This is a genomic window from Brevundimonas sediminis (genome assembly GCF_048799765.1).
Lineage (GTDB): Bacteria > Pseudomonadota > Alphaproteobacteria > Caulobacterales > Caulobacteraceae > Brevundimonas.
The window spans coordinates 219161-244518 of record NZ_JBLYQK010000001.1 but is presented as its reverse complement, the minus strand read 5'-3'; the positions used below and the strand labels follow the sequence as shown (position 1 = coordinate 244518).

Genomic DNA, 25358 nt, shown 5'->3' with positions numbered 1-25358 from the left:
GAAATGATCCGTGTGACCCGGAAAGCACCGGGGATGTGAAGTGGTTAGTGGCTAGTGATTAGTGGGTGGCTGCGGACCGACCTGTTCCAGGATGACATCCGCACGAGAAGCCGCGATCCACTAATCACTAGCCACTAATCACGTTCGGGCCCTCACGTCCGGTGCTCACCCCGCCGACATATTCGCCGGCGACTGCTTCTCGCGCAGGGTGACCAGTTCCTCGGCCATGGTCGGGTGGACCGCGCAGGTGGCGTCCCACTGGGCCTTGGTCAGGCCGGCCTTCACGGCGATGGCGGCCAGCTGGATCATTTCCGGCGCCTCGGGGCCGACGATGTGCACCCCGACGACCTTCTGGCTTTCGGCGTCGACGACCAGCTTCATCAGCACCCGTTCGTCGGAACCGGTGAAGGCGTACTTCATCGGGCGGAAGCGGGTCAGGTAGATGTCCACCTCGCCCGGACAGGAATGCCGGGCCTCGCTCTCCGTCAGTCCGACGACCCCGACCGGCGGCTGGCTGAACACGGCGGTGGCCACGGCCTCGTAGTCAAAGGCCTGCGGATTGTCCCGGAACACCGTCTGATGGAAGGCCACCGCCTCCCGGATCGCGACCGGGGTCAGGTTCATCCGGTCGGTCACATCCCCGATGGCCCAGATGTTGTCGGCGCTGGTCTTCGAAAAGCCGTCGACCTTGATCGCCCCCTGCTCCGTCAGCTCGACGCCTGCCTTCTCGACGCCCAGCCCTTTCACATAGGGGACCCGGCCGGTGGCGAACATCACCACGTCGGTCTCGAGGGTCATGCCGTTCTCGAGGTGGTTCACCAGACCGGTTCCGGTCTTCTCGATGGAGGCGTGCTGGCAGCCCAGGATGACCTTGATCCCGCGCTTCTCGATCTCGGCGGCCAGGTGGGCGCGCACATCGTCGTCGAAACCGCGCAGGATGTTGGGGCCGCGATAGATCAGGGTCGTCTCGACGCCCAGCCCGGCGAAGATGCCCGCGAACTCCACCGCGATATAGCCGCCGCCCGCGATCAGGATGCGCTTCGGCAGCTCCGGCAGGTGGAAGGCCTCCTCCGACGTGATCGCGTGCTCGATCCCGGGCAGGTCCTCCGGGACCCAGGGGCGGCCGCCGGTGGCGATCAGGATCCTGTCGGCGGTGATCTCGCGATCCACCGCCCCGTCCTTCTTCAGGATCTGGACGGTGTGGGCGTCCTTGAACACCGCGCGGCCGTGGACCAGATCGACGCCCGCCTTGCCCAGGTTGGCGGCGTAGATGCCCGACAGCCGGGCGATCTCGACGTCCTTGGCCTCGAGGAAGGTCGGCCAGTCGAATTTCGCGTTGTCGAACGACCAGCCATAGCCTTCGGCGATGTGCAGGCTGTGGCTGACCTCGGACGCCATGACCATGAACTTCTTCGGCACGCAGCCCTGGATCACGCAGGTTCCGCCGACCCGGTACTCCTCCGCGATGGCGACCCGCTTGCCGCCCAGCGACGTCAGTCGCGCCGCGCGCACCCCGCCCGATCCGGCGCCGATGACGAAGAGGTCGTAGTCGTAGTCAGCCATGTCGGTTCCCTTCAACCCTCGCGCCGATGTGGCGGCTCCGGTCTGGAAGGGCAAGAGAGGGACGCCGGGCGAACAGCGATCGCTGTTGACGGCGGCCCGCGGACACAACTACCGTGAGAAATCGGCACTTGAGCCAGGAGCAGTCCAATGATCGCCTCCCTCGTCGCCGCGCTCGCGATCGCTTCGGATCCCGGGTCGCCCCTGCAGTCGCCTCCCCTCGCCGCGCCGCCCGCTTCCGTTCAGCAGGAGCGGACGCCGGCCACCCAACTGGAAGATGTGATCGCGACGGGGCGAACCCTCGACGATCTCATTTCCCGCTACGTCGATGAAGTCGCCCTACCCAACCGCCACCGCAACCTGGCGCGCTGGGACCGGTCCGTCTGCGTCGGCGTCGCCAATCTGCGCGCGGACGCCGCGGAGTACATCGCCGACCGGGTGTCGACAGTGGCGGAGGACCTCGGACTGCGGGCGGGACGCGAGGGCTGTGAGCCCAATATTCTGGTGGTCGCCACCCCGGACGGCTCGGCCGCGGCGCGGGAGATGACCCAGCGTCGGCGCAGCGCCTTCCGCCCGGGCGGCGCGGGCATGGACAGGGGCATTGCGGCTCTGCGCGACTTCGTCGAGACGGAACGTCCCGTGCGCTGGTGGCAGGTCGCCGTGCCCATCGACTCGGCGACCGGTGCGCGCGCCGTCCGACTGCCGGGCGACTGCGACTCCTATTTCTGCAGCGCGGCGAGGGGCTCCGCCATGGGCGCTGCGCCCCCGATCCACGTGTTCGCGGCCTCGAACCTGAGAACGCAGATCGTCGACAACCTCAACCGCACCATCGTCATCGTCGATGTGGATGAGGTCGCCAACCTCTCGATCCTGCAACTGGCCGACTACATCGCCATGGTGTCCCTCGCCCAGGTCGATCCGGACGCCGACGCCAGCAGCTACGCCTCGATCCTCAACGTCTTCGACGACCCGCAGTCCAGCGCGGGACTGACCGACTGGGATCAGGCCTATCTCGAAGGGCTGTACGGCGCCGAGCGGCACCAGGCGAACGTCCGGGCCGGCACGACCGAGGTCGTTCGCTCCATCCGCGCCGCCAACGAGCGCCTGCGCGCGGAGCAGGCGGCAGCCGTAACGGCCGACTAGGGCAGCAGCACCTCGACGCCGTCGTCCGTGCCGATGATGGCTTCGTCGGCGAGGTCGAGGAACAGGCCGTGCTCGACCACGCCGGTGATCAGCTTCAGGTCGTCGGCCAGACGGACCGGATCGTGGATGGCGCCGCATTTGGCGTCATAGATCAGGTTGCCGCCGTCGGTGCGGACCAGACCGCGCTCGGCCATGCGGACGCGGGCGGGCATGTCGATCTCGTGGTCGATCAGCACGTCGGCGATGCGGTTGCCCGTCGTCTTGTGGCCGAAGGCGACGACCTCGATCGGCAGGGGGAACTGGCCCAGCACCGGCACGACCTTGGCCTTGTCGGCGATGCAGATGCAGCGGGCCGAGGCCTCCCACACCAGCTTCTCGCGAAGCAACGCCGCGCCGCCGCCCTTGATCAGGGCCAGGCCGGGGCCGACCTCATCGGCGCCGTCGACGGTCAGGTCGATGCGCGGCGTGTCCTCGAGCGTCGACAGGGTCAGCCCCAGTTCGCGGGCCAGTTCGGCGGTGGCTTCCGAGGTCGGAACGCAACGCAGCCCTTCCAGCTTGCGCGCGGCCAGCGCCTTGACGAACCAGGCCGCTGTCGAGCCCGTGCCCAGCCCGACGACCATCCCGGCCTCGACCCGCAGGGCGGCGGCTTCACCGGCGTTCTTCTTCTGGAGATCGGACATGAACGGCTCGCTGGCTGGGGATTCGCGCGGACAAGGCGGGCTTTATCGGTCCGGGGCCGCGCGGGAAAGCCTTGCGGCTACCCCCGCGCCTTCTTCGCCCGCATCATGTCCATGAACTTGGTCGCCCAGCCGGTTCGCGCGGTCTGCGGCGCGCGGGCGAGGCCGAGGTCGCCAGGGGCGACATCCGAGGTGATCACCGAACCGGAGCCGACCATGGCGCCCGCGCCGATGGTGACCGGGGCGACCAGCGCGCTGTTCGAGCCGACGAAGGCCCCCTCGCCCACCACGGTGCGGTGTTTGAAGAAGCCGTCGTAGTTACAGAAGATGGTCCCGGCGCCGATGTTGGCTTTCGCCCCGACCTCGCCGTCGCCCAGATAGGCCAGATGGTTGGCCTTGGCGCCGGCGGCCATCGAGACGTTCTTCACCTCGACGAAGTTGCCGATCTTCACCCCCTCGGCCAGCTTGGCGCCCGGACGCAGGCGGGCGTAGGGGCCGACCTCGGCGCCGCCGGCGACCGTCGCGCCCTCGATGTGGCTGAAGCTGCGGATGCGCGCGCCGCCCGCGATCTTCGCGCCGGGGCCGAAGACGACATAGGGCTCGATGGTCGCGCCGCCGCCGACTTCGGTGTCCCAGCTGAAGTGGACGGTCTCGGGCGCGGGCAGGGTCACGCCCGCCGCCATGAAGGTTTCGCGCTGGACCTTCTGGAACAGGGCCTCGGCGACAGCCAGTTCAGCCTGGGCGTTCACGCCCATGACCGAGTCCTCGGCCGCCATGACGGCGCGGGTCGGGGCGCCGCGCTTGCGGGCCAGCTCGACCACGTCGGTCAGATAGTATTCGCCCTTGGCGTTGTCGTTCTTCACCTCGGCCAGCAGTTCGAACAGCAGGCCGATCGGCGCGGCCATGACGCCCGAGTTGCAGGTCGTGATGGCCAGAACCTCGGCCGACGCCTCCTTGGCCTCGGTGATGGCGGTCAGGGTCTCGCCGTCCATGACCAGACGGCCATAGGCGCCGGGGTCGCGGGCCTCGAAGCCGATGACCCGCACGCCCTCGCTCTCGCCGAAGACCGGCTCGATGTCCGACGCGCGCAGCAGGGGCACATCGCCATAGGTGATGACCACCTGTCCCTTGAAGTCACCCAGCACGGCCTCGGCGGCGCGCACGGCGTGGCCGGTGCCCGACGGCGGGTCCTGCACGGCGATGGCGTCCTCGCCCAGACGCTTGACCACATGGGCGCGGACTTCCGGCGAGTGGGAGCCGACGACCACCACGATCCGCTCGCAGCCCAGGGCCTCGGCGGCGTCGATGGCGTGGTCCAGCATGGCGCGGCCGCCGACCGGGTGCAGCACCTTGGGCAGCGGCGACTTCATCCGCGTCCCCTGCCCGGCGGCGAGGATGATGGCGGCGCGGGCTTCGGTCTGGGTGGTCATGAATCGGTCCGGTCGATAGTCAGTTCCCCGGTTTAGACCATCCAAACCGGCGACGGGAGACAGGGCCATGACAACGCGCGACCTCGAAGGCTGGACCGTGGCCTTCGACCTCGACGGGACGCTGGTCGAGACCCACCAGGATCTGGTCGGGACGCTGAACCGGATGCTGGTCAGGCACGGCCTGCCCGAGGCCCCGATGGAGAGTGCGTCGGAGCTGATCGGCGGCGGGGCGCGGGCCCTGCTGCAGCACGGGTTCGAACGGGCGGGCGCGAGCTGGGACGAGGCGCACGCCCCCGCGCTGTTCGAGGAATTCCTGGCCGACTATGTCGCGCACATCGCCGACCATTCGAAGCCCTTCCCCGGCGTGGTGGAGACGCTGGAACGGCTGGCGGCGCGCGGCGCCGTCCTGTGCGTGGCGACGAACAAGCGGACGGACCTGTCTGAAATTCTTCTGGAAAAGCTGGACCTGACCCGGCATTTCGCCGCCATCGTCGGGCCGGACAGGGTCAGCGCCCGCAAACCCTCCGGCGCCCATCTGATCGAGGCGGTGCGGATGGCCGGCGGCGATCCTGAGCGGGCGGTCATGGTCGGGGATGCGGCGCCCGACACGGGCGCGGCGCGCGACGCGGGCCTGCCCTGCATCGTCTGCACCTTCGGCTACAGCCCGATCCCGCACGCCGACCTGGGCGGCACGGTTCTGATCGACCGGTTCAGCGAGATCGAGGGACTGGTGGCCGCCTTCGCCGCTCAGCCCGCCGCCCTGGCCGCGTCGAACGCCTGACGCGACGCCTCGATCCGGTCGAGGTTCTTCTCGGCCCACAGCCAGACGCCGCAGAAGGCCTCCGACAGGGTGAAGCCCAGATCGGTCAGCCGGTATTCCACGCGCGGCGGGACGACGGGATGGACCGTCCGGATCAGCAGGCCGTCCCGCTCCATCTGCCGCAGGGTCTGGGTCAGCATCTTCTGGCTGATCCCGCCGCTCAGCTCGCCGATCCGGGTGAAGCGCAGCTCGCCGTGCTCGGTCAGCACCTCCAGCACGATCATCGTCCATTTGTCGGCCACGCGGCCGATGACGTCATTGACCAGCGCCTCCACACGCGGGTCGAGCGGCGGATAATCGGGACGACTATGGGCCCGAGCGCCTTCGGCAGCCATAACTTTCCTTTCGGTAAGTACGGCACATTTCGGTGCCTACTTTCTGATGGAGAGTGTCAGCTATAGATGATCGCCCATCGGACTTCCAGACCAAGGAGCACTCCCATGGACACCCGCAACGACACCATCCTGATCACCGGCGGCGGCTCGGGCATCGGCAAGGCCATGGCCGAGGCCCTGCAGGCGCGCGGGGCGAAGGTCATCATCGCCGGTCGCCGCCGTGACGCGCTCGAGGCCGTCGCCGCCGCCAATCCCGGCATGGCCGTCGAGATCCTGGACGTCGCCGACGCCGCCGACGTGACCGCCTTCGCCGCGCGCGTTGTGGCGGCCCACCCCGACCTGAACGTCGTCATCAACAACGCCGGGATCATGGTGGCCGAGGACCTCGCCGCCGATCCGGTCGACCTGGCCGTGGCCGAACAGACCATCGCCATCAACCTGCTGGGCCCGATCCGGCTGACGGCGGCCCTGCTGCCGCACCTCAAGTCGAAACCGAAGGCGACCGTGGTGACCGTCTCCTCGGGCCTGGCCTTCGTGCCCCTGACCGCCACCCCGACCTATTCGGCCACCAAGGCGGCCATCCACTCGTGGAGCCAGTCTCTGCGCACCCAGCTGAAGGACACCTCGGTCGAGGTTCTGGAATGGGCGCCGCCCGCCGTGGCCACCGATCTGATGCCGGGCCATGCGCAGAACCCCAACTCCATGCCGCTGGCGGACTTCACCGCCGAAAGCCTGTCGCTGTTCGAGACCGGCGGCCTGGACGAAATCCTGGTCGAGCGGGTGAAATTCCTGCGCGGCGCGGAGGGGCGGGGCGACTACGCCAGGGTCTATTCGATCCTCAACGACGGCACGCACTGACCGCCGAAATCGCCGGATCGCAGCCGAAGCGGTTGCGGTTCGGCTCCGGCGTCAACATGTAGGACGGCCCTGCCCTCCCCAAGGCCGTCCGCATGCTTCGTCGCTTCTTCGCCATTCCGCTCTGGCAGCGCACCGCCGCGGGCTTCGCGCTCGGCATCATCGCGGGCCTGATCCTGAGGGAGCAGGCCGAGGTCTGGCTGGCGCCGATCGGCGACGTCTATCTGAACCTGATCCGCATGGTGGTCGCGCCCCTGGTGCTGTTCACCATCGCCAGTTCCATCGCCAGGCTGGGCGAAGGCGTGGGCGCCGTCCGGCTGGCCGTGCGCACCGTGGTCTGGTTCGCCGTCACCTCCCTGCTGGCTGTGCTGGTCGGCTTCGCCGTCGGCCATCTGGTCAATCCGGGCCTGGGCCTGAGCGGCCTGCCTCTGGGCGAGGTTCGCGAGCGGGTGATCCCGACCCCGCTGGAAGTCCTGATCGGCGTGGTCCCGACCAACCCCTTCGCCGCCCTGAGCGAAGGCAAGGTGCTGCAGATCATCTTCTTCTCCGCCCTCGTCGGCGCGGCCCTGGTCGTGCTGGGCGACCGGGCGCAGACGGTGCGTCGGCTGGTCGATGAAGGGGCGGCCGTCGTCTTCCGCATCACCCGCTGGGTGATCCAGCTGACCCCCATCGGCGTGTTCGGCCTGATCGGCTCGGTCGTCGGCGGCTACGGCTGGGAGGCCCTGCTGCCGCTGGGCAAATTCATCTTCGCCATCTACGCGGCCTGCCTGTTCCACATCCTGATCGTCTACTCCGGCCTGCTGAAGCTGCACGGGCTGAAGGCGACCAGCTTCTTCCGCGGGGCCTTCGCGGCCATGCAGACAGCCTTCGCCACCTCCTCCTCGCTGGGCACCCTGCCCGTCACCCTGCGCCAGACCGTCGAGCGCCTCGGCGTGCCCCAGGCCTACGCCGCCTTCGCCGTGCCCCTGGGCGCCAGCGTCAAGATGGACGGCTGCGGGGCCATCTATCCGGCCATCGCGGCCATCTTCATCGCCCAGTATTTCAAGATCGACCTCAGCCTGACCCAGTACGTCCTGATCGGCCTGACGGCGGTTCTCGGCTCCCTGGGCACGGCGGGCGTGCCCGGCACCTCGATCGTCATGCTGACCCTGACCCTCGCCACCGCCGGCCTGCCGCTGGAGGGAATCGGCTACATCGTCGCCATCGACCGGATCATCGACATGATGCGCACGGCGACCAACGTCACCGGCCAGATGCTGGTGCCGGTGCTGGTGGCGAGGGAGGAGAAGATCCTCAACACCGACATCTACGACGGCCGCGTGGCCTGGCTGCCGGGTGATCCGGACGCGGAATCGCCGGAGACGGTGAAAGCTTCGGGCATCTAGGCTTGCACCATCCGAGAGGTCGGGCTATGTCCCCGCCTCCCCGGTCGGCCAACGGCCTTTCGGGCCCGAAAGATGGATGTGTAGCTCAGCGGGAGAGCACCTCGTTCACACCGAGGGGGTCACAGGTTCAATCCCTGTCACATCCACCATTTCCCCTCCCCCTATGACGCCGGCAGACGGACGATCACGTCGTCCACCTGCACGCCGCCGCGGTCGATGACCAGGTTCTGGTAGTTGCGCTGGCCGTCCTGGGTTTCCGACTCGACGTCCTCGACCTCGACGCGGAACTGGCGACGCAGCCAGGTGGACAGCTCGCCCGCCGTGACCAGACGGTCCCCGTCCAGATCAGCGCCCCCGACCATGCCCTCGCGCAGGAAGTGCGACAGGTATCCGCCCGCGCGGAATTTGCTGGCCACCGCGCTGGTCAGGTCCTCCTCGGAACTGAACAGGCCCATGACGCCGGGACGGTCGACGACATTGCGCGCGAATCCGCCCGAGAAGCAGGCGTCGATCACCAGCAACGACAGGCGGGTGTTCAGCCGCCCGAACAGATCGCCCAATTCGGTGTCGCTGATCTCGCCGTCGCGCAGGACCAGGGTCTCGCTGCGCCCGTCGGGCTCGACGCCGCTGACCGGCGTCTCGGTCTGGTTGCCGTGCCCCGAGAAGAAGAACAGGAACAGGTCGTCCGGCCCGGCCTCCGCCGCCACCCGGCGGAAGGCGTCCCGCACGCCGCCGACGGTGGCCTGCGCATTGGTCAGCACCACGCTGGACTCGTTCAGGGCGCCGCCCTCGTCCAGGGCCTCGGCCAGCTTGCGGGCGTCCTCGTCGGTGAACGGCAGGTCGTTCTGGGTCCCGCCATAGTCCGAGACCCCCACCATGACGGCGAAGATGCGTCGCCCGCCGGGCGCCGACGCCTGACGCGCGGATTCGCGCCCGGGCTCGACGGTGAAGCGGTAGGAGCCGGTCTCACCGGGCCGGTAGGAGGTGACCTGCACCACATACTCCCCGTCCTCCGGCAGGATCAGCTGCTGGCGGCTGTCGGTGCCGTCCTCGCCGTCATCGTTGTCGAACTGCTCGCCCGACGGCGTCCGGACGATGGTGTAGGCGTCGAAGGCGGCCGACGTCAGCTCCACCGCCACCCGTTCTCCCCGGCGACCGGTGAAGGTGTAACGGTCGAAATACTCGCCGCTGTCCAGGGTCTCGTCGCCCGGCGAAAGGGCGCCGCCGATGGTCTGGCCGATCCGGATCTCGCCGCCCGGCGACGCCTGCTCGGACGGATGAACCGGCGGCGTGGGCGGTTTCCCGGCCCCCTCTCCGTCCGCCACCGACAGCCGGTACGCGCCCCGCTCTCCCGGCTCGTAGCTGGTGGCCGAGATCACGTACTCGCCGTCCGCCGGCAAGGTGACCTGCAGGCGACTGTCGCGCGATCCCGAACGGGTCGCGTCATCGTCATTGAACTCGGAGAAGCCGCCGGGGCCGGTAATCGCCACATAGGGATCGAAGGCGGTGGAGCCCAGTTGGATGTCCAGTCGCTGGCCGCGCCGCCCGTCGAAGGTCCAGCTGTCCACGAACTCGCCGCTGTTCAGGGTCGCGTCCCCCGGAGCCAGCGCGCCGCTGACGGTCTGCCCGATCCGGATCGATTCCCGGCTCGCGGAGCGTTCGTCCCGCCGCGGATCGCCCTCCCGCGCCGCGCCCCGCCCGCCGATTTCCCGCAGGGTCAGGGCGTAGCTGCCGGTCTCGCCGGTTTGATAGGTGGTCGCGCCCAGGGTCACCTCGCCGTCGGCCGCGACGGTGAACCTCAGACGGCTGTCGCGCGACCCGGCGTCGTCATCGTTGTCCTCCGACAGCCCCCCGGCGCCGCGCACCAGCAGGTAGGGATCCAGCCCCGTCCCGGACAGAGCCGCCTCGAACACCTCGCCCCGCCGCGCCTGAAAGACGTAGCGGTCAACGAACTCGCCGCTGTCCAGGGTGTTGTCGCCCCGCTCGAGTCGCCCGCGCACGGTCTGCCCCGGCCGGATGGCCGCGGACGGCTGATCGGACCGGCCCGGCAGGATCGCGGGCGCGGTCGGCTGGCGCGGCGACGACACCGGCGGCGTATCCCGCGGACGCTGCTGCGCCGACGCGGGCGTCGTCAGGACGGTCAAGGCTGTGGTGGCGACGAGTATGGTGCGCAGCATCGGTAATTCCCCTACCGGCCCAGCTTGCCCCGGGACGGGCGGATTGTCAGCGCCGATGCGCCACACCGTCAGAAATCGGCAGACCGGCGCTATGAGGGCCGCGCTTCCGCCTTTATTGCAGCGCACACGCCCCGCCCTTCGCCTGCCGGAAAGGCTGGCGCGCGCCGCTCCGGCGCCCTACGGACCCTGCCCATGCCCTTCCCCGCCAGCCATCCCGCGCTCGACCGCGCGCTTTCCGAACGCGGCTATGCCGAGCCCACCGCCGTCCAGGCCGCCGTGCTGGAGGCCGAATCCGGCCGCGACCTGCTGGTCTCGGCCCAGACCGGGTCGGGCAAGACCGTCGCCTTCGGCCTGGCCATGGCTCCGACCCTGCTGGGCGAGGCCGAGCGATTCGAGGACAACGCCGCCCCGGTCGCCCTGGTCATCGCCCCGACCCGCGAGCTTGCGCTGCAGGTATCGAAGGAACTGGAGTGGCTGTACGCGCGGACGGGCGCGAAGATCGCGACCTGCGTCGGCGGCATGGACCCCCGCGCCGAGCGCCGGGTGCTGGAACGCGGCGCCGCCATCGTCGTCGGCACGCCCGGCCGCCTGAAGGACCACATCGAGCGCGACGCCCTGGACCTGTCCGAGCTGAAGGTCGTCGTCCTCGACGAGGCGGACGAGATGCTGGACATGGGCTTCCAGGAAGACCTGACCTTCATCCTCGACCAGGCCCCGGTCGAGCGCCGCACCCTGCTGTTCTCGGCCACCATCGCGCGCGACATCGCCGAACTGGCCAAGACCTACCAGCGCGACGCCTTCCGCATCGACACCGTGGTCAAGAACGCCTCGCACGGCGATATCGAATACAAGGCGATCCGCATCGCCCCGCACGAGATCGAACACGGCGTCGTCAACGTCCTGCGCTATTTCGAAAGCCCCGGCGCCCTGGTGTTCGCCAACACCCGTGAACGGGTGAAGCATCTGACGGCCTCGCTGCGTGAGCGCGGCTTCTCGGTCGTCGGCCTGTCGGGCGAACTGACCCAGTCCCTGCGCTCCGAGGCCCTGCAGGCGCTGCGCGACGGGCACGCCCGCGTCTGCGTCGCCACCGACGTCGCCGCCCGCGGTCTCGACCTGCCCGACCTGGGCCTGGTCATCCACGCCGAAATCCCGGTCAACAAGGCCACCCTGCTGCACCGTTCGGGCCGGACCGGTCGCGCGGGCAAGAAGGGCGTCTCGGTCCTGATGGTCAGCCACACGCGTCGTCGCAAGGTCGAGATGATGCTGAACTCGGCCTCCATCAAGGCGGAATGGTCCGGCGCCCCGTCCGCCGACGCCATCCGCGCCAAGGACCATGAGCGGATGCTCACCGATCCGATCCTGATGGCCGAGGCCGACGAGGAGTCGATCGCCATCGGCAAGGAGCTGCTGGAGCGGACCTCGCCCGAGCACGTCGCCGCCGCCCTGATCCGCCTGTACCGCGAGAAGCTGCCCCCGCCCGAGGACGTGCAGGACGACGAGCGCATGAAGCGCGCCCAGGAAACCGGCCGCAACGAGCGCGGCCAGAAGGACGGCCCGCTGGTCGACTTCGCCCGCGGCGGCGACATGACCTGGTTCCGCGTCAACATCGGCCGCGAGAAGAACGCGGATCCGAAGTGGCTGCTGCCGCTGATCTGCCGTCTGGGCCACGTCACCAAGCGCGACGTCGGCTCGATCAAGATCTTCGACCGCGAGACCAAGTTCGAGATCACCGCAGACGCCGAGGCCAAATTCCGCGCGGCGATGGCTCAATCGAACGACGAGGGCGTGACCATCCAGGAGGCCGTCGCCCCGGCTCCGGGCGAGAAGAGCCTGCGCAGGTGGGACAAGCCGCAGGGTGAGCGCGGGGGGGATCGTCCGGATCGCGGCGACAAGCCGTTCCGCAAGCCCCGTTTCGACGGCGAAGGCTCGAAGAAGCCGTGGAAGGCCCGCGAGGACCGCGCCGACGGCGATGCGCCGAAGAAGCCGTGGGCCGCGCGCACGGATCGGGCCGACGCGCCGGCCGAGGACGCCGGCGGCAAGCCGAAATGGGTGAAGCGCACCAAGGACGCGCCGACCCCGGAAGGCAAAAAGCCGTGGGTGGACAAGCCCAAGGGCGACAAGAAGCCCTGGCAGCCCCGCACCGACGGCGCCGCAGCCGGTGGCGACCGCCCCTGGACCGGCAAGCCCAAGCCCGGGTTCAGGAAGCCCGGCGGCAAGCCCTTCAAGGGCAAGCCGCGCGGCTGATCAGGTCTCTGCGCCGATCGGAGCCTTCAGCACCGCGTGAAGGCCCGGCGCGCCGTACCGATAGTCGAGACGGCCGTTCAGCTGGGTGACCAGACTGCCGATCATCATCGAGCCGAAGCCCTGGCCGACGGTATGGCCGCCCTTGCCGGAATCCTCCACCACAAGGCGGAGCGCGTGGCCGTCTTCCTCAAGACGGACGCGGATCGGTCCGGGCGCGCCGTCGTAGGCGTATTTCTGGGCGTTGATGATCAGTTCGGTCAGGATCAGGCCGAGGGTCACCGCCCGTCCGGCCTCGATCGCGACCGGCGTCAGATCGTGTTCGAGCTGGGCGCTCCAGTCCGCTCCGACCGAGGCGCCGAGGTCATCGATCAGTTCGACGAAGTAGCGCTCCAGATCGACCGTTGAGCCGGTCTCCGCCCGGTACAGGCGGCTGTGCACCATGGACACCGCCCGCACCCGCCGCCGGGCCTCCAGCAACTGGGTCTGCGATGCGGTGTCGGCCTGCCGCGCCTGCAGGCCGAGGAAGGACGACACCAGGGTCAGGCTGTTCTGGACCCGGTGATTGACCTCGCGGATCAGGAACTCCTGCTGTTCCAGCCGCAGATCCCGCTCGCTCAACGAGGCCTGCAGGGACCGGTTGAGGCTCCGCAGCTGGCTTACCGCCGCGAAGTCGATCAGGGCGTCCCGCAGGCGAAGGGCGGATTCGATCTGGGCCGGCGTCCAGCGCCGGGACCGCCCCCGCACCGTCTCTGACCAGGCCTCGAAGGAGTTCCGGGGCGTCAGGACGCCGGCGCCGGCGCTCTTGCGCGCCGTCGACGGATCCCCCGCCCAGCGGATCGTTTCGATGATCTCGGCCCGGAACCAGAGGATCGTCAGCGGCTGATCCCCCTGGACATGCACCGCCAGCAGACCGCTGCCGGACGCGGTCCAGTCAGCCGCTTCCGGCCGTCGCTGGGACAGGGCATGGGTAGCGACCGGCCGCAGACCCGGCTGGTCCGCGACCCAGCGCGCGAGCCCTTCGACCGCATCCTCGGGCGGCGTCACGCCGAACCGGCGCCAGCCGCCCTCGCCCAGAATGGCCACGCCGTCCGCATCCACGAGGTCCGCCAGATCGCGCGCGTTGCGCGACAGGGCCTCGACCAGCGGGCGGTCGATCGGGAGGCGCCCGATCAGTTCGTCCTCGAGCTGACGCAGTCGCGTCCGGTCCCGATAGAGCTCGGCGTCGCCCTTGCTCTTGAGCTGGCGCGCCAGTCCCCGGGCGAGAGTCGCCGCGGCGGTCCGCAACTCGAACGGCAACCGGTGCGGCGTGGCGCTGTGGCAGGCCACCAGCCCCCAGAGCTCCCCGTCGACGATGATCGACACCGAGGCCGAAGCCCGGACGTCCATGTTCGCCAGATACTGAAGGTGGACCGGCGACACGCTGCGCAGGCCGCAATCGCTCATGTCCAGCGGCGCGTCAGGGCTCGCCGGCCGAAGCGGCTCCGGGGTGTAGCGGGCGTCCGGAATGACCCGGACCGGATTGCGGAGATAGAGGGCGCGCGCCTGACGCGGAATGTCCGTGGCCGGGAAATGGTGGTTCTGGAACGACTCGACCCCGGCGGAGCGGGCTTCCGCCACCACCTGTCCCGCCTCGTCCTCGAGGAAGCGGTAGATCATCACCCGGTCAAAGCCGGTCAGGTCACGGAAGGCCTCCGCCGCCCGCTCGCACACCGCGCGGACGCTCGTCGCCCGCTCCAGCGCCATGCCCGCGGCGTCCAGCCGGCTGATCAGCTCGACGCCGGGCTGCGCCGCCGGCGAACCCTCCTCGATCTCGACCACCAGATCCGCGTCACGACGATGCACGATGACGTCGTAGTCCAGCCCGTCCTCGCCGCGCCAGCGCCCGACGAATCCCGACTCGCCCGCAACCGCCGCGCGGCGAAGGCGTCCGGCGACGGTCGCCCCGACGAGAGCTTCCAGGGAATCGCCGAGCCAGCTCTCACGGCCCGTCACCGACGCCGTCCGCCCCGCTTCACGGCGAACGGCCAGCGACTCGGGGGAAACGACGAAAAGCAGGCCGTGCGGCTGAATCGCTTCGGGAACGTGGATCGGCTCGCGGTCGCAGTCGTTCAGGCTCAGACGCTGGTCGGCCGCGATGTCGGACATACAGGCACGCTCTACCGGGCGGGTGGAACCAGAACTCCGAAGGCCAGGTCGAACGCGTCCTTGCCGCCCTTCACGATGTCGTCCTGCGCGGCTCGCCCCGAGGTCCACGCAGACTCCATCGTGTTCAAGAACGCGCGCCAACGCAATCCGGTTTCATCGCCCCACGGATCAAGAAAATCGAGACCCGTCAGTGGGATGCCGTCGCGAACCATGGCCTTGCGCATAACCCGGCCGCCCAGCATGGACCCTTCGGCCACATAGACCCACCCCATGGCCTCCCCGTACGACGCCGGCGCCCGGGTCGTAACCGGCGCCGGCGTCGGCGCACCGAGGGCGTCGAGTCCGGCCAGGATCAGGATCGATCGTCGGTCCGGGCCATAGCCGTCCGCCTCGAAATGCGCCCGCCACGGGGCGACGGCGGCCTCGACCGCCTGATGCAGCCGATGGAAGCGCCCCACCATCGCCGGGCGTTCGGTCAGGTCGCGCAATCGACGCTCCACATCCGCCTCCACCTCGATCGCGGAGTGGATTTCGGCGGTCGCTTCGCGCACGGCGACGAGAGGTTTTGAGAGTGACATGCATTATCCGTAACAGACCTTGCGGCGGTGTCACGCCCTTTCCGAACCCATTGATCCGGGCGTGTAACCGTTTACGTTGCCCTCACAAGGCTCAGACGGCGATCAACGCCGCGAGTCAATCAGTTGCATGGGCAGGAAACATGGCGGACGTCCGGCTGACCGGCGTAACCAAGCGGTTCGGGACGACCGAGGTGCTGAAGGGAATCGACCTCGACATCGCGGACGGCGAGTTCGTCGTCTTCGTCGGCCCCTCCGGGTGCGGCAAATCCACCCTGCTGCGGACCATCGCCGGCCTGGAGGACGCCTCGGGCGGCGACATCGCCATCGGAGGACGCGCCGTCAACGCCCTGTCGCCTTCGGACCGCGGCGTCGCCATGGTGTTCCAGTCCTATGCGCTCTACCCGCACATGACTGTGTATGAAAACATGGCCTTCGGCCTGAAACTTGCGAAAGCAGATAAGGCGGAGATCGACCGCCGCGTCCGCGCCGCCGCCGAGACGCTGAACATCGCCGACTACCTGGAACGCAAGCCCAAGGCCCTGTCCGGCGGCCAGCGCCAGCGCGTCGCCATCGGCCGGGCCATTGTGCGCGAGCCCGCCGTCTTCCTGTTCGACGAGCCCCTGTCCAACCTCGACGCGGCCCTGCGGGTGCGCATGCGTTACGAGTTCGCCGCCCTGCATGAACGTCTGAAGACCACCATGATCTACGTCACCCACGACCAGGTCGAGGCCATGACCCTGGCCGATCGGATCGTGGTCCTGAACGGCGGCGTCATCGAGCAGGTCGGCGCACCGATGGAGCTCTACGAGCGCCCCCGCAACCTGTTCGTCGCCGAGTTCATCGGCAGCCCGAAAATGAACCTGATCCCGGCGCAGATCGTCACCGCCGACGCCGGGGGCGCGACGGTGAAGACGGCGCAGGGCGACACCCTGAAGATCGCGGTCGACGCCTCGTCCGCCGGCGTCGGCGACGCCGTCACCGTCGGCATCCGCCCCGAACATCTGACCACGTCCGGCAAGACGGGCGGCGTCACCGGCACGGTGACCTTCGCCGAAACCCTGGGTCACGCCACCTTCGCCTATGTCGCCTACGGGGACGCGGCGTTGACGCTGCAACTGCCCGGCGACCTCCGGCCGAAGACCGGCGACACCCTCCAGCTGGCGGTTCCGGCCGGGCAGGCGCACCTCTTCGACGCTTCCGGCGCCGCTTTCGAGCGTCTCTGAGCGGAACGCGTGTTGCGTCGCACAAGGTCAGGCTTCTAGATGGAGCCATGCCCTCCCCGGCCACGCTGACCATCGACCTCAACGCGCTCGCCGCCAACTTCCACACGCTTCAGGCCGTGGGCGGCGCCCCTGTGCACCCCGTGGTCAAGGCCGACAGCTATGGCCTCGGCGCCATCGCCTGCGCGGCCCGTCTGATGACCGAGGGAGCCCGCACCTTCTTTGTCGCCCGGGCCGCCGAGGGCGAGGCCCTGCGCACGGCGCTTGGCCCCGAGCCGGTGATCCATGTCCTGGACGGCTGCCTGACCGGTCACGCCTCCCGTCTCATCGCCGCCGATCTGCGGCCGGTGCTGAACACCCCCGCCCAGCTGGCCGAGTGGCGGACGGCCAACGGCGGCGCCTGCGGCCTGCAGATCGACACCGGCATGAACCGGCTGGGCTTCCGCCCCGAGGACGCGCCCGGGCCGTTCGAGGGCCTGACCCTCGTCCTCAGCCACCTGGCCTGTTCCGACGCCCCGGCGGAGCCGATGAACGCCCGCCAGCGCGACGCCTTCGCCGCGGCGGCGCAGCGCTATCCGGGCGCCACGCGCTCGTTCGCCAACTCCGGCGGCGTCTTCCTGGGCCCCGACTACGCCTTCGACGCCCTGCGTCCCGGCATCTGCCTCTACGGCGGCGGGCCTGAAGGCCGTCCCGATCCCCGCATCCGGGCGGTCGCGACCCTCCAGGCCGAGGTGCTGCAGGTGCGCGACGTCCCCGCGGGCGAGACGGTCGGCTATTCGCGCGGCTTCCGGGCCGGGGCCCCGACCCGCATCGCCACCTGCGCGGCCGGCTATGCTGACGGCCTCCTGCGCAGCTACAGCCCCGGGGGACAGGTCTTCGTCGGCGGCGCCCTGCGCCCGATCGTCGGCCGGGTCTCGATGGACGTCTGCGCCGTCGACATCGGGGACCTGGATGTCTCGGTCGGCGACAGGGTCGAGCTGTTCGGCCCCAACCGCCTGCTGGACGACGCGGCCTCGGCAGCGGGCACCATCAGCTACGAGCTGCTGACCTCGATCACACTGCGGGTCCCGCGCCTTTACGTCGGCTGACGGTCAGAACTGGGCGTTCAAGGCGTCCTTCTGGGTCAGCACCACACACAGCACGGTCAGAAACAGCGGCAAGGTCGCGAGGAAGAAGACCCGGGCAAGACCTGACCAGCGCGTCACGATTTCATCGTTCAGGTCCTGATAGCGCCCGCTCAACAGCCATTGAACATACCGTATGGCATCGAGGACATTCCCGGTCGTGAGGGAAGAATTGGGCACATCCCCCGCTCGTCCCAGATCCTTCAGCGCCCTGATCCGCCGGTCCAGCATGAGGGTGCTGCCGATGTAGAGGGCAGCGCTGAGCCATGCCGCTCCGAACAGGGCGAAAAAGGTTGTCAGCGCCATGAAGCCCATGCGTCATTTTCGGACGTACGGCTTTCGAGGCCCCCTGCCCCGGCCGCGCCGATTCCTGTAAGCCAACCGCATGGCGAAAGACGGCGCAATCCATGTTTGTCAGTCCTGCGGGGCGGTGCACGGCAAATGGTCCGGGCAATGCAGCGCGTGCGGCGAATGGAACACCATCGTCGCGGAGAGCCGCTCGGCCCCGCCCGGCGCTCTGAAGCCGGCCGTGACCAGCCGGGCGCGCGGCCTCAGCTTCGAAACCCTGCAGTCCGACACGCCCGAGCCCCCGCGCATCGTCACCGGCGTGACCGAGTTCGACCGGGTCTGCGGCGGCGGCGTGGTGCCGGGCTCGGCCCTGCTGCTCAGCGGCGATCCCGGCGTCGGCAAGTCGACCCTGCTGCTCGAGGTGGCCGCCAGGGCCGCCCTCGCCGGTCGCCGCGTCGCCTATATCTCCGGCGAGGAGGCGGTGGAGCAGATCCGCTCCCGCGCCCGACGCATGGGCTTCGAGAAGGCGCCGGTCGAACTGGCCTCGGCCACCGCCCTTCGGGACATCCTCGGCACGCTGAAGCGCGAAACCTTCGACATCGTCATCGTCGATTCCATCCAGACCCTTTGGTCCGACGTGCATGAGGCCGGCCCCGGCTCGGTCACCCAGGTCCGCGCCTGCGCCAGCGAGATGGTGCGTCTGGCCAAGTCGGGCGGCCCGGCGGTCATTCTGGTCGGCCACGTCACCAAGGACGGCCAGGTGGCGGGTCCGCGCGTGGTCGAGCACATGGTCGACGCCGTGCTCAGCTTCGAGGGCGAGCGCGGCTACCCCTTCCGCATCCTGCGCGCGGGCAAGAACCGCTTCGGCGCCACCGACGAGATCGGCGTGTTCGAAATGGGCGACGGCGGCCTGCGCGAGGTCAGCAATCCGTCGGCCCTCTTCCTCGGCGAAGGCAGGGAACGCGCGCCCGGCGCGGCGGTCTTCGCCGGCATCGAGGGCTCGCGGCCCGTGCTCGTCGAGATTCAGGCCCTCGTCTCCAAATCCGCCTACGGCACGCCGCGCCGCGCCGTCGTCGGCTGGGACACCGGCCGCCTGGCCATGATCCTGGCGGTGCTGGAGGCCCGGTGCGGCATCAGCTTCGGCGATCAGGACGTCTATCTGAACGTCGCCGGCGGCCTGCGGATCAACGAGCCGGCGGCGGACCTCGCGGCCGCGGCGGCCCTGATCAGCTCTGCGATGGACATGCCCCTGCCGCAGGGCTGCGTGGTGTTCGGGGAAATCAGCCTGTCGGGCGAGGTCCGCGCCGTCGGCCGCGCCGAGGCCCGCCTGCGCGAGGCCCGGAAGCTCGGCTTCGACCAGGCCCTGTCTCCCGCACTGTCCGTAAAGGACAAGGGCGTAAAGGTCACAGCGCTGAACCGACTCAGCGAGGCGGTCGAACGAATCTCGCAAAACCGCTATTGAGGCGGAACGTCCGGGTTTAGAGCGCGCATGAACGGTTTCGACGTCGTCGCCATTCTGGTTCTGATCGCCTCGGCCGCGGCCGGATGGGTGCGCGGCGGCACGCGCGAACTCATCACCCTGTTCAGCTTCATCCTCGCCGCCTTCATCGCCCTGGTGGCCCTGCCGCTGACCGCGCCCCTGGGCCGGGCCCTGGTCAATCCGGACTGGGCCGGGACCATCTTCGCGGCCATCCTCTCCTTCCTGCTGATCTATTTCGGCATCCGCATCTTCGGCTCGGTCCTGTCGAAGCGGGCCCAGGCCCACCCCCGGCTCGGCGGCGTGGACCGGTTCATCGGCGTCTTCGTCGGCGCGGCGCGGGGTCTGGTGCTGCTGGGCGCGATCCACCTCGTGATCGTCGCGGCCATGCCGGGCGAGAAGACCCCGGGCTGGCTGACGGGTGCGGCCCTGCGCCCGCTGACCGCCGGCGCCGCGCGGATGATCCAGATCATCCTGCCGACCCTCGGCCGGGGCGCCGACGTCCTCACCCCCGTCGTCTCTTCGTCCGTGAGCAAAGGGTTTTCCGAAGAAGAAGCCTTGCCCTCGCCCCAAACAAACAATACTTCGCCCGCGTCCGCCGCCCGCTAGACTTCCCCCGCTTCATCGGAGTCCCACGATGAGCCGCCTCGACCATTCCATCGCCGCCCCGGTCGTTCACCGGGAGCATCACCGCGACGCCGACGACGACCGTCCGCGTCTGGAATGCGGGGTCTGCGGCGTCTGGGGCGCGGATCAGGATGAAGCCTCCTCCATCGTCGCCCTGGGCCTGCACGCCCTGCAGCACCGCGGCCAGGAAGCCTGCGGCATCGCCAGCGTCCATGACGCCCGTTTCCACACCGAGCGCCATATGGGTCTGGTCGGCGAGGCCTTCGGCGGCGCCAATCTGGCGGAGCGCATGCCGGGGTCGGCGGCCGTGGGCCACACCCGCTACTCCACCGCCGGCGGAAGCTTCCTGCGCAACATCCAGCCGATGTTCGCCGATCTGGACCAGGGCGGCATCGCCATCGCCCACAACGGCAACCTGACCAATTTCAAATACCTGCACAGCCAGCTGGTTTCGGAAGGCGCCATCTTCCAGTCGACCTCCGACTCCGAGGTCATCCTTCACCTGATCGCGCGCAGCCGGAAGGCCAAGATCGTCGATCGCTTCATCGACGCCCTGGGCCGGATCGAAGGCGGCTACGCCCTGGTCTGCCAGACCCGCTCCAAGATGATCGGCGCCCGTGATCCCCTGGGCATCCGCCCGCTGGTTCTGGGCCGTCTGGGCGACGCCTGGGTCCTGGCCTCGGAAACCTGCGCCCTGGACACCATCGGCGCGACCTTCGAGCGCGATGTCGAGAACGGCGAGGTCATCGTCATCGACCACAACGGCCTGCGCTCGGTGAAGCCCTTCCCGGCCAGGGCCGCGCGGCCCTGCCTGTTCGAGTACGTCTACTTCTCGCGCCCCGACAGCGTCGTGAACGGCAAGTCTGTCTATGAAGTGCGCAAGCGCATGGGCCGCGGCCTGGCGCGTGAACACGCGGTCGAGGCCGATGTGGTCGTGCCGGTGCCGGACTCCGGCGTCCCCGCCGCCCTCGGCTACGCCCAGGAGAGCGGCATCCCCTACGAGATGGGGATCATCCGCAGCCACTATCTGGGCCGCACCTTCATCCAGCCGAGCCAGGGCGCCCGTCAGAAGGGCGTGCGTATGAAGCACAGCCCCAACCGCGAGGTTCTGGCCGGCAAGCGGGTCGTGCTGATCGACGACTCGATCGTGCGCGGCACCACCTCGGTGAAGCTGGTGCGCGCCGTTCGCGCCGCCGGCGCCACGGAGGTCCACCTGCGCTCGGCCTCGCCGCCGATCCTGTACCCGGACTTCTACGGCATCGACATGCCCGAACGCGACCAGCTGATCGCCGCCAACAAGACGCTGGAGGAGATGCGCCAGTATCTGGAGGTCGATTCGCTCGGCTTCCTGTCGGTCGACGGCCTGTACCAGGCGATGGAGGCCGGCGCCCGCGACAGCGCCAATCCGCAGTTCACGGACCACTATTTCACCGGCGACTATCCGACCCGTCTGCTGGACCGTGAGATCGAGGAAGGCGGCCGCGAGGACGGCGCCCGGCAACTTTCCCTGCTGGTGAGCGCTTAGGACCGTATGGTCCAGCTCGGCTACTTCACGCTCGACACCCTCGACATCGACAAGGCGCGCGCCTTCTACGGCGCCCTGTTCGGCTGGCGCTTCGACGAGACGGCGTCGGGTCCGGCCTACGCCCATGTCGCCGACAGCAATCCGGCGTTCGGCCTGACCAAGGTCGAGCGGACCAGGGACTTCACCCACCTGTATTTCCGCGTCGATGACGTGGACGCCCTGCGCGCCCGCGTGGTCGAACTGGGCGGCAAGGCGGCCATTCCGTCCGACAGCCCCTCGGGCCGTTCGGTCGTCGTCTGCGACGATCAGGGCGTCAGCTTCAGCCTGTGGAAGCCCGCTGCGGGCTACTGAGCGTCTTCATCCGGATGCGGCGTCCAGCCTGTCCAGTCCTGCGACGTATGGAAGACCCGGTGAATCCGCAGCTCGCCGTCGGGTCCGCCGAATAGCGAATAGACGAGCAGGTACGGGGTCTTCACGACGGACTTCTCATAGGTGCCCTCGCAATAGCCGGGGCGACCGATCGGACGCCTCGCGAGCGCAGCGACGGTCTCCTCCAGCCGATCCGCGAGGTGCTCTGCCGCGACCGGATTCCACTCGGCGAGATAGGAGATGGCGGCCTCGAACTGGGTCAGGGCCGTTTCGGACCAGCGGACGGCCCTCACGCCTTTGATCTGCCCCCGTCGAGGGTCGCGCGGATCCGGGCCATCGCATCCTCATGCGATACGGTCCGACCTTCGCTGAAATCCTCGCGGGATTGCTCGATCGCCTCGAGCATTTCCATTTCCCGATCCAGAAAGGCCTCCATGGCCCGCTCGGCGACGGCGGACGGCGTTCGCTGCGTCCGCTCCGCGAACAGGCCGAGCCTGGACTTCAGCGCCTCGCTGACACGCAGATTGAGCGTCGCGGTCTTGGCCATCCCGATCTCCAACGAGAACACAATGTAACACGTTGACCCCTCGCGCTGCCAGACCTACGACGCCGCCATGACTTCCGACCTCCCCCTGAAAGACCGCATCGCCCTCGTCGTCGGGGCCTCGCGCGGCATCGGCTATGAAAGTGCTCTCGCCCTGGCGAAGGCCGGCGCTCACGTGATCGCCGCCGCCCGCACGCAAGGCGCGCTGGAAGAGCTGGATGACGCCATCTTCGCCGCCACCGGCCAGCACGCGACCCTGATCCCGTTCGACCTCGTGGACGGCGGCGGCATCGACCGCATGGGCGGCGCCCTGTACGAGCGCTTCGGCAAGCTGGACATCTGGGTCAACGCCGCCGCCACCATGGGCGCCGAGGGGCTGACGCCGGTGTCGAACGCGGACCCGCGCGGCTTCGCCAAGGTCGAGAAGACCAACTTCACCGCCGTCTATCGCCTGATCCGTTCGCTGGAGCCGCTGCTGAAGGCGTCCGACGCCGCGCGGGTCATCCATCTGACCACCAGCGTCGCCACCGCCCCCCGCGCCTTCTGGGGTGCCTATGCGGCGACCAAGGCGGGCGCCGAGGCCCTGATGAAATGCTGGGCCGACGAGATCGAATCCATGCCGATCCGCGTCGCCATCCTCGATCCCGGCCGCATGCGCACCCAGCTGCGCGCCCAGGCCTACCCGGGCGAGGATCCGGAACAGAACATCCACCCCTCGGCCATCGGCCCCCTGGTGGTCGAACTGGCCCGCCCGGACCTCGAGCCCCCGCTGACGGTCAGCTTCAGGGAATGGAACGCGGGCCCGCAGGCGTCGGCGCTGGTCTGATCCCGACCGGATGAGCCGCCTCCCCCACGGACAGTTTCTGGGAGAGTTGAACCGCTCGGTCGAGGCGGGCGGTTTTCACGTTGACCTGCGGGTCGCCACCCTGCCTCCCGAGGCCGTGGTCGAGCATTCGCACCACAACGCCCATTTCATCCTGCCGCTGGCGGACGGCTATCGCAGCCTCGCGCGTGATCCGCTGGCGACCGACCGCGCGGTCTTCAGCAGCGGCAGCGCCATCTACAATCCGCCGGGCGTGGTGCACCGCGACTGTTTCGACGTCGCCGGCGGCTTGTTCCTTTCGGTCAGCGCGCCCGACGACCTGCCCACCGCCGTCGCCCATCCCGCCCTCCTGCGCGGCGAGGCCGAGGCGGCGATGCGCCGTCTGGTGGGGCTCAGCCTGTCCGGAAGGCCGGGAGACGAACTACGGGTCGAGCAGGCGGCGCTGACGCTGGGCATGGCCGTGGCCGGCGAGATCGAGAGCTCCCGGCATACGCCGGACTGGCTCGCAACCGCCGCCGAGATGATCACCGACCTCGCCTGCACGCCCGGCCTTGAAGTCCGCGCCGTGGCCGACCGCATCGGCGTGCATCCCGTCCATCTGGCCCGCGCCTGGCGTCGGCATCTGGGTCGATCCCCCGGCAGCGCCATCCGTCACCGCCGGGCCGACGTGGCCATGCAGGCCCTGACCTCGAGGCGCGACCTCGCCGAAACGGCGTCCGTGGCGGGCTTTGCGGACCAAAGCCATATGACCCGGGAATATGTCCGCATCTTCGGCCTGACGCCCGGCGCTTTCCGCGGCGCGATCCACGGACGGGTTTGATTTGTTCAAGACACGCGCCCCGGCGCGTGAGACGCCGGGTCTCCACCCAAGGAGCTCTCCGTGCGCGTTTTCGTCCTCGCCCTCGCCGTCCTGTCGCTGATCGCCCTGCCCGTCCGGGCCCAGAATGACGGCTGGAGGACTGCCCCGCCGCCGGGCATTGCAGCCGCCCGCCTGACCGCGATGGACGCCGCCGTTCGCAACGGCGACTTCCAGCAGATCACCAGCGTGCTGATCAGCCGGAACGGCCGCCTGATCCATGAAGCCTATTTCGACGACGGCGGCGCCGAGGCCCGTCGCAACACCCGTTCGGCGACCAAGACGGTGACCGCCATGCTGGCCGGAGCCGCCGTCGCCCGCGGCCATCTGACCATCGACACCCCCGTCCAGCCGCTGATCGCCTCCTGGGGTCCGTTCGACAACCCCGATCCGCGCAAGGCCGCGATCACGGTCGAAGACCTGCTGACCATGAGCTCCCTGCTGGAGTGCGACGACGACAACTCCTTCTCGCGCGGCAATGAGGAGCGGATGTACCTGATCGAGAACTGGGTGAAATTCGCCTTCGACCTGCCGATCCGGGGTTTCCCGGCATGGGCGCCCAGGCCCGAGGCGTCTCCCTACGGCCGATCCTTCAGTTACTGCACCGCGGGCGTCACCACCCTCGGCGCCGCGATCCAGTCCGCGACGGGCCAACCGCTCCAGACCTTCGCCCGTGACGTCCTGTTCGCCCCGCTGCAGATCGAGGGCGAGGAATGGCAGTTCTCGCCGATGGGGCTGGCCCAGGGCGGCGGCGGTCTGGGCCTGCGCAGCCGCGACCTGCTGAAGCTGGGCCAGCTCCTGCTGGATGGCGGACGCTGGAACGGGACGCAGGTGCTCCCGGCCGACTGGATCAGCGCCATGACCAGCCCCCACGCCGGCGCCGGCGAAGGCCGGGGCGACTACGGCTATCTGACCTGGCTGCCGACCTATACAGTCGAGGGCCGCCCGTTGAAGGCCTTCGCCATGGCCGGGACCGGCGGCAACAAGGTCGTCGTCGTGCCGGACCTCAACGTCGTCCTCGTGGTCACCACCACCAACTACGGCGTGCGCAATCCGCACGGGCTGGCCGACACCCTGATCTGCACCCACGCCCTCGCGGCCCTGCTCTGACCCCGACGGCGCGGCTCGTCCCGGCGAGCCGCGATCCGTCCCTGAA

24 protein-coding genes and 1 tRNA gene are annotated in these 25358 nt (G+C 69.3%); 15 read left to right on the top strand and 10 right to left on the bottom strand.

Going from position 1 to position 25358, the window contains the following annotated elements:
- Positions 1-165: 165 nt before the first annotated feature.
- Positions 166-1563: a glutathione-disulfide reductase gene (gene gor / locus ACLQ7T_RS01300; protein WP_420477765.1), complete on the bottom strand. Its 1398-nt coding sequence runs from the start codon at positions 1561-1563 to the stop codon at positions 166-168.
- Between the two features lie 147 nt (positions 1564-1710).
- On the opposite strand from gor, the gene ACLQ7T_RS01295 reads away from it, so the two are divergent.
- The gene (locus tag ACLQ7T_RS01295) at positions 1711-2703 is read left to right on the top strand and encodes a hypothetical protein (protein WP_420477764.1); all 993 of its coding nucleotides are present in this window, start codon (positions 1711-1713) and stop codon (positions 2701-2703) included.
- Here ACLQ7T_RS01295 and rpiA read toward each other — a convergent pair.
- Positions 2700-3383 (bottom strand): ribose-5-phosphate isomerase RpiA, encoded by a 684-nt coding sequence (gene rpiA / locus ACLQ7T_RS01290; RefSeq protein ID WP_420477763.1) that lies wholly within the window; start codon positions 3381-3383, stop codon positions 2700-2702. The two genes, ACLQ7T_RS01295 and rpiA, sit on opposite strands and share 4 nt — an antisense overlap.
- 77 nt (positions 3384-3460) lie before the next feature.
- Positions 3461-4810, bottom strand: a complete 1350-nt coding sequence (gene glmU / locus ACLQ7T_RS01285; protein ID WP_420477762.1) for a bifunctional UDP-N-acetylglucosamine diphosphorylase/glucosamine-1-phosphate N-acetyltransferase GlmU — start codon at positions 4808-4810, stop codon at positions 3461-3463.
- Between the two features lie 67 nt (positions 4811-4877).
- On the opposite strand from glmU, the gene ACLQ7T_RS01280 reads away from it, so the two are divergent.
- A complete protein-coding gene (locus tag ACLQ7T_RS01280) occupies positions 4878-5591 on the top strand; it encodes an HAD-IA family hydrolase (RefSeq protein WP_420477761.1) in 714 nt (237 codons plus the stop codon).
- Here ACLQ7T_RS01280 and ACLQ7T_RS01275 read toward each other — a convergent pair.
- The gene (locus ACLQ7T_RS01275) at positions 5558-5965 is read right to left on the bottom strand and encodes a winged helix-turn-helix transcriptional regulator (RefSeq protein ID WP_420477760.1); all 408 of its coding nucleotides are present in this window, start codon (positions 5963-5965) and stop codon (positions 5558-5560) included. The genes ACLQ7T_RS01280 and ACLQ7T_RS01275 overlap by 34 nt on opposite strands.
- 105 nt (positions 5966-6070) lie before the next feature.
- Between ACLQ7T_RS01275 and ACLQ7T_RS01270 the strand changes: the two genes are divergently transcribed.
- From ACLQ7T_RS01270 to ACLQ7T_RS01260, 3 genes are all read left to right on the top strand, one after another.
- Positions 6071-6823, top strand: coding sequence for an SDR family oxidoreductase (locus ACLQ7T_RS01270; protein ID WP_420477759.1), 753 nt, complete (start codon positions 6071-6073; stop codon positions 6821-6823).
- Between the two features lie 92 nt (positions 6824-6915).
- On the top strand, positions 6916-8205 hold the full coding sequence (locus ACLQ7T_RS01265; protein WP_420469774.1) for a dicarboxylate/amino acid:cation symporter: 1290 nt from the start codon (positions 6916-6918) through the stop codon (positions 8203-8205).
- Between the two features lie 74 nt (positions 8206-8279).
- A tRNA-Val gene (locus tag ACLQ7T_RS01260) sits at positions 8280-8354 on the top strand.
- Between the two features lie 12 nt (positions 8355-8366).
- Here the strand turns inward: ACLQ7T_RS01260 and ACLQ7T_RS01255 are convergent.
- A complete protein-coding gene (locus ACLQ7T_RS01255; protein ID WP_420477758.1) occupies positions 8367-10382 on the bottom strand; it encodes a pre-peptidase C-terminal domain-containing protein in 2016 nt (671 codons plus the stop codon).
- Between the two features lie 192 nt (positions 10383-10574).
- On the opposite strand from ACLQ7T_RS01255, the gene ACLQ7T_RS01250 reads away from it, so the two are divergent.
- A complete protein-coding gene (locus ACLQ7T_RS01250) occupies positions 10575-12626 on the top strand; it encodes a DEAD/DEAH box helicase (RefSeq protein WP_420477757.1) in 2052 nt (683 codons plus the stop codon).
- On the opposite strand, the gene ACLQ7T_RS01245 is transcribed toward ACLQ7T_RS01250, so the two are convergent.
- Entirely contained in the window at positions 12627-14771 is a 2145-nt protein-coding gene (locus ACLQ7T_RS01245; RefSeq protein WP_420477756.1) for a histidine kinase dimerization/phosphoacceptor domain -containing protein, read from the bottom strand.
- Between the two features lie 11 nt (positions 14772-14782).
- Positions 14783-15322, bottom strand: a complete 540-nt coding sequence (locus ACLQ7T_RS01240) for a biliverdin-producing heme oxygenase (protein ID WP_420477755.1) — start codon at positions 15320-15322, stop codon at positions 14783-14785.
- A gap of 167 nt (positions 15323-15489) precedes the next feature.
- Between ACLQ7T_RS01240 and ACLQ7T_RS01235 the strand changes: the two genes are divergently transcribed.
- Positions 15490-16572 (top strand): ABC transporter ATP-binding protein, encoded by a 1083-nt coding sequence (locus ACLQ7T_RS01235; protein WP_420477754.1) that lies wholly within the window; start codon positions 15490-15492, stop codon positions 16570-16572.
- Between the two features lie 47 nt (positions 16573-16619).
- Positions 16620-17657, top strand: a complete 1038-nt coding sequence (gene alr / locus ACLQ7T_RS01230) for an alanine racemase (protein ID WP_420477753.1) — start codon at positions 16620-16622, stop codon at positions 17655-17657.
- A gap of 3 nt (positions 17658-17660) precedes the next feature.
- Here the strand turns inward: alr and ACLQ7T_RS01225 are convergent, their stop codons facing one another.
- The gene (locus tag ACLQ7T_RS01225; RefSeq protein ID WP_420477752.1) at positions 17661-18008 is read right to left on the bottom strand and encodes a hypothetical protein; all 348 of its coding nucleotides are present in this window, start codon (positions 18006-18008) and stop codon (positions 17661-17663) included.
- A 70-nt stretch (positions 18009-18078) separates the two neighbouring features.
- Here ACLQ7T_RS01225 and radA point away from each other — a divergent pair, with 70 nt between their 5' ends.
- From radA to ACLQ7T_RS01205, 4 genes are read left to right on the top strand one after another with little or no spacing between them, the layout of a single operon-like run.
- Positions 18079-19443 (top strand): DNA repair protein RadA, encoded by a 1365-nt coding sequence (radA, locus tag ACLQ7T_RS01220; RefSeq protein ID WP_420477751.1) that lies wholly within the window; start codon positions 18079-18081, stop codon positions 19441-19443.
- Positions 19444-19470: 27 nt separating this feature from the next.
- Entirely contained in the window at positions 19471-20067 is a 597-nt protein-coding gene (locus tag ACLQ7T_RS01215) for a CvpA family protein (protein ID WP_420477750.1), read from the top strand.
- 28 nt (positions 20068-20095) lie between these two features.
- The gene (gene purF / locus ACLQ7T_RS01210) at positions 20096-21610 is read left to right on the top strand and encodes an amidophosphoribosyltransferase (protein WP_420477749.1); all 1515 of its coding nucleotides are present in this window, start codon (positions 20096-20098) and stop codon (positions 21608-21610) included.
- A gap of 6 nt (positions 21611-21616) precedes the next feature.
- Positions 21617-21961 carry a VOC family protein gene (locus tag ACLQ7T_RS01205; RefSeq protein WP_420477748.1) on the top strand — a complete coding sequence of 115 codons (345 nt, stop codon included), beginning with the start codon at positions 21617-21619 and terminating at the stop codon, positions 21959-21961.
- On the opposite strand, the gene ACLQ7T_RS01200 is transcribed toward ACLQ7T_RS01205, so the two are convergent.
- The gene (locus ACLQ7T_RS01200) at positions 21955-22272 is read right to left on the bottom strand and encodes a type II toxin-antitoxin system RelE/ParE family toxin (RefSeq protein ID WP_420477747.1); all 318 of its coding nucleotides are present in this window, start codon (positions 22270-22272) and stop codon (positions 21955-21957) included. The genes ACLQ7T_RS01205 and ACLQ7T_RS01200 overlap by 7 nt on opposite strands.
- On the bottom strand, positions 22269-22526 hold the full coding sequence (locus ACLQ7T_RS01195) for a CopG family ribbon-helix-helix protein (RefSeq protein ID WP_420477746.1): 258 nt from the start codon (positions 22524-22526) through the stop codon (positions 22269-22271). The genes ACLQ7T_RS01200 and ACLQ7T_RS01195 overlap by 4 nt, the downstream gene beginning before the upstream one ends.
- 67 nt (positions 22527-22593) lie before the next feature.
- Here ACLQ7T_RS01195 and ACLQ7T_RS01190 point away from each other — a divergent pair, with 67 nt between their 5' ends.
- The 3 genes from ACLQ7T_RS01190 to ACLQ7T_RS01180 are packed head-to-tail and all read left to right on the top strand — an operon-like array spanning position 22594 to position 25312.
- Positions 22594-23349: an SDR family NAD(P)-dependent oxidoreductase gene (locus ACLQ7T_RS01190; RefSeq protein WP_420477745.1), complete on the top strand. Its 756-nt coding sequence runs from the start codon at positions 22594-22596 to the stop codon at positions 23347-23349.
- 10 nt (positions 23350-23359) lie between these two features.
- Positions 23360-24166 (top strand): AraC family transcriptional regulator, encoded by an 807-nt coding sequence (locus ACLQ7T_RS01185; protein WP_420477744.1) that lies wholly within the window; start codon positions 23360-23362, stop codon positions 24164-24166.
- A 60-nt stretch (positions 24167-24226) separates the two neighbouring features.
- The gene (locus tag ACLQ7T_RS01180) at positions 24227-25312 is read left to right on the top strand and encodes a serine hydrolase domain-containing protein (protein WP_420477743.1); all 1086 of its coding nucleotides are present in this window, start codon (positions 24227-24229) and stop codon (positions 25310-25312) included.
- The last annotated feature ends 46 nt before the right edge of the window (positions 25313-25358 follow it).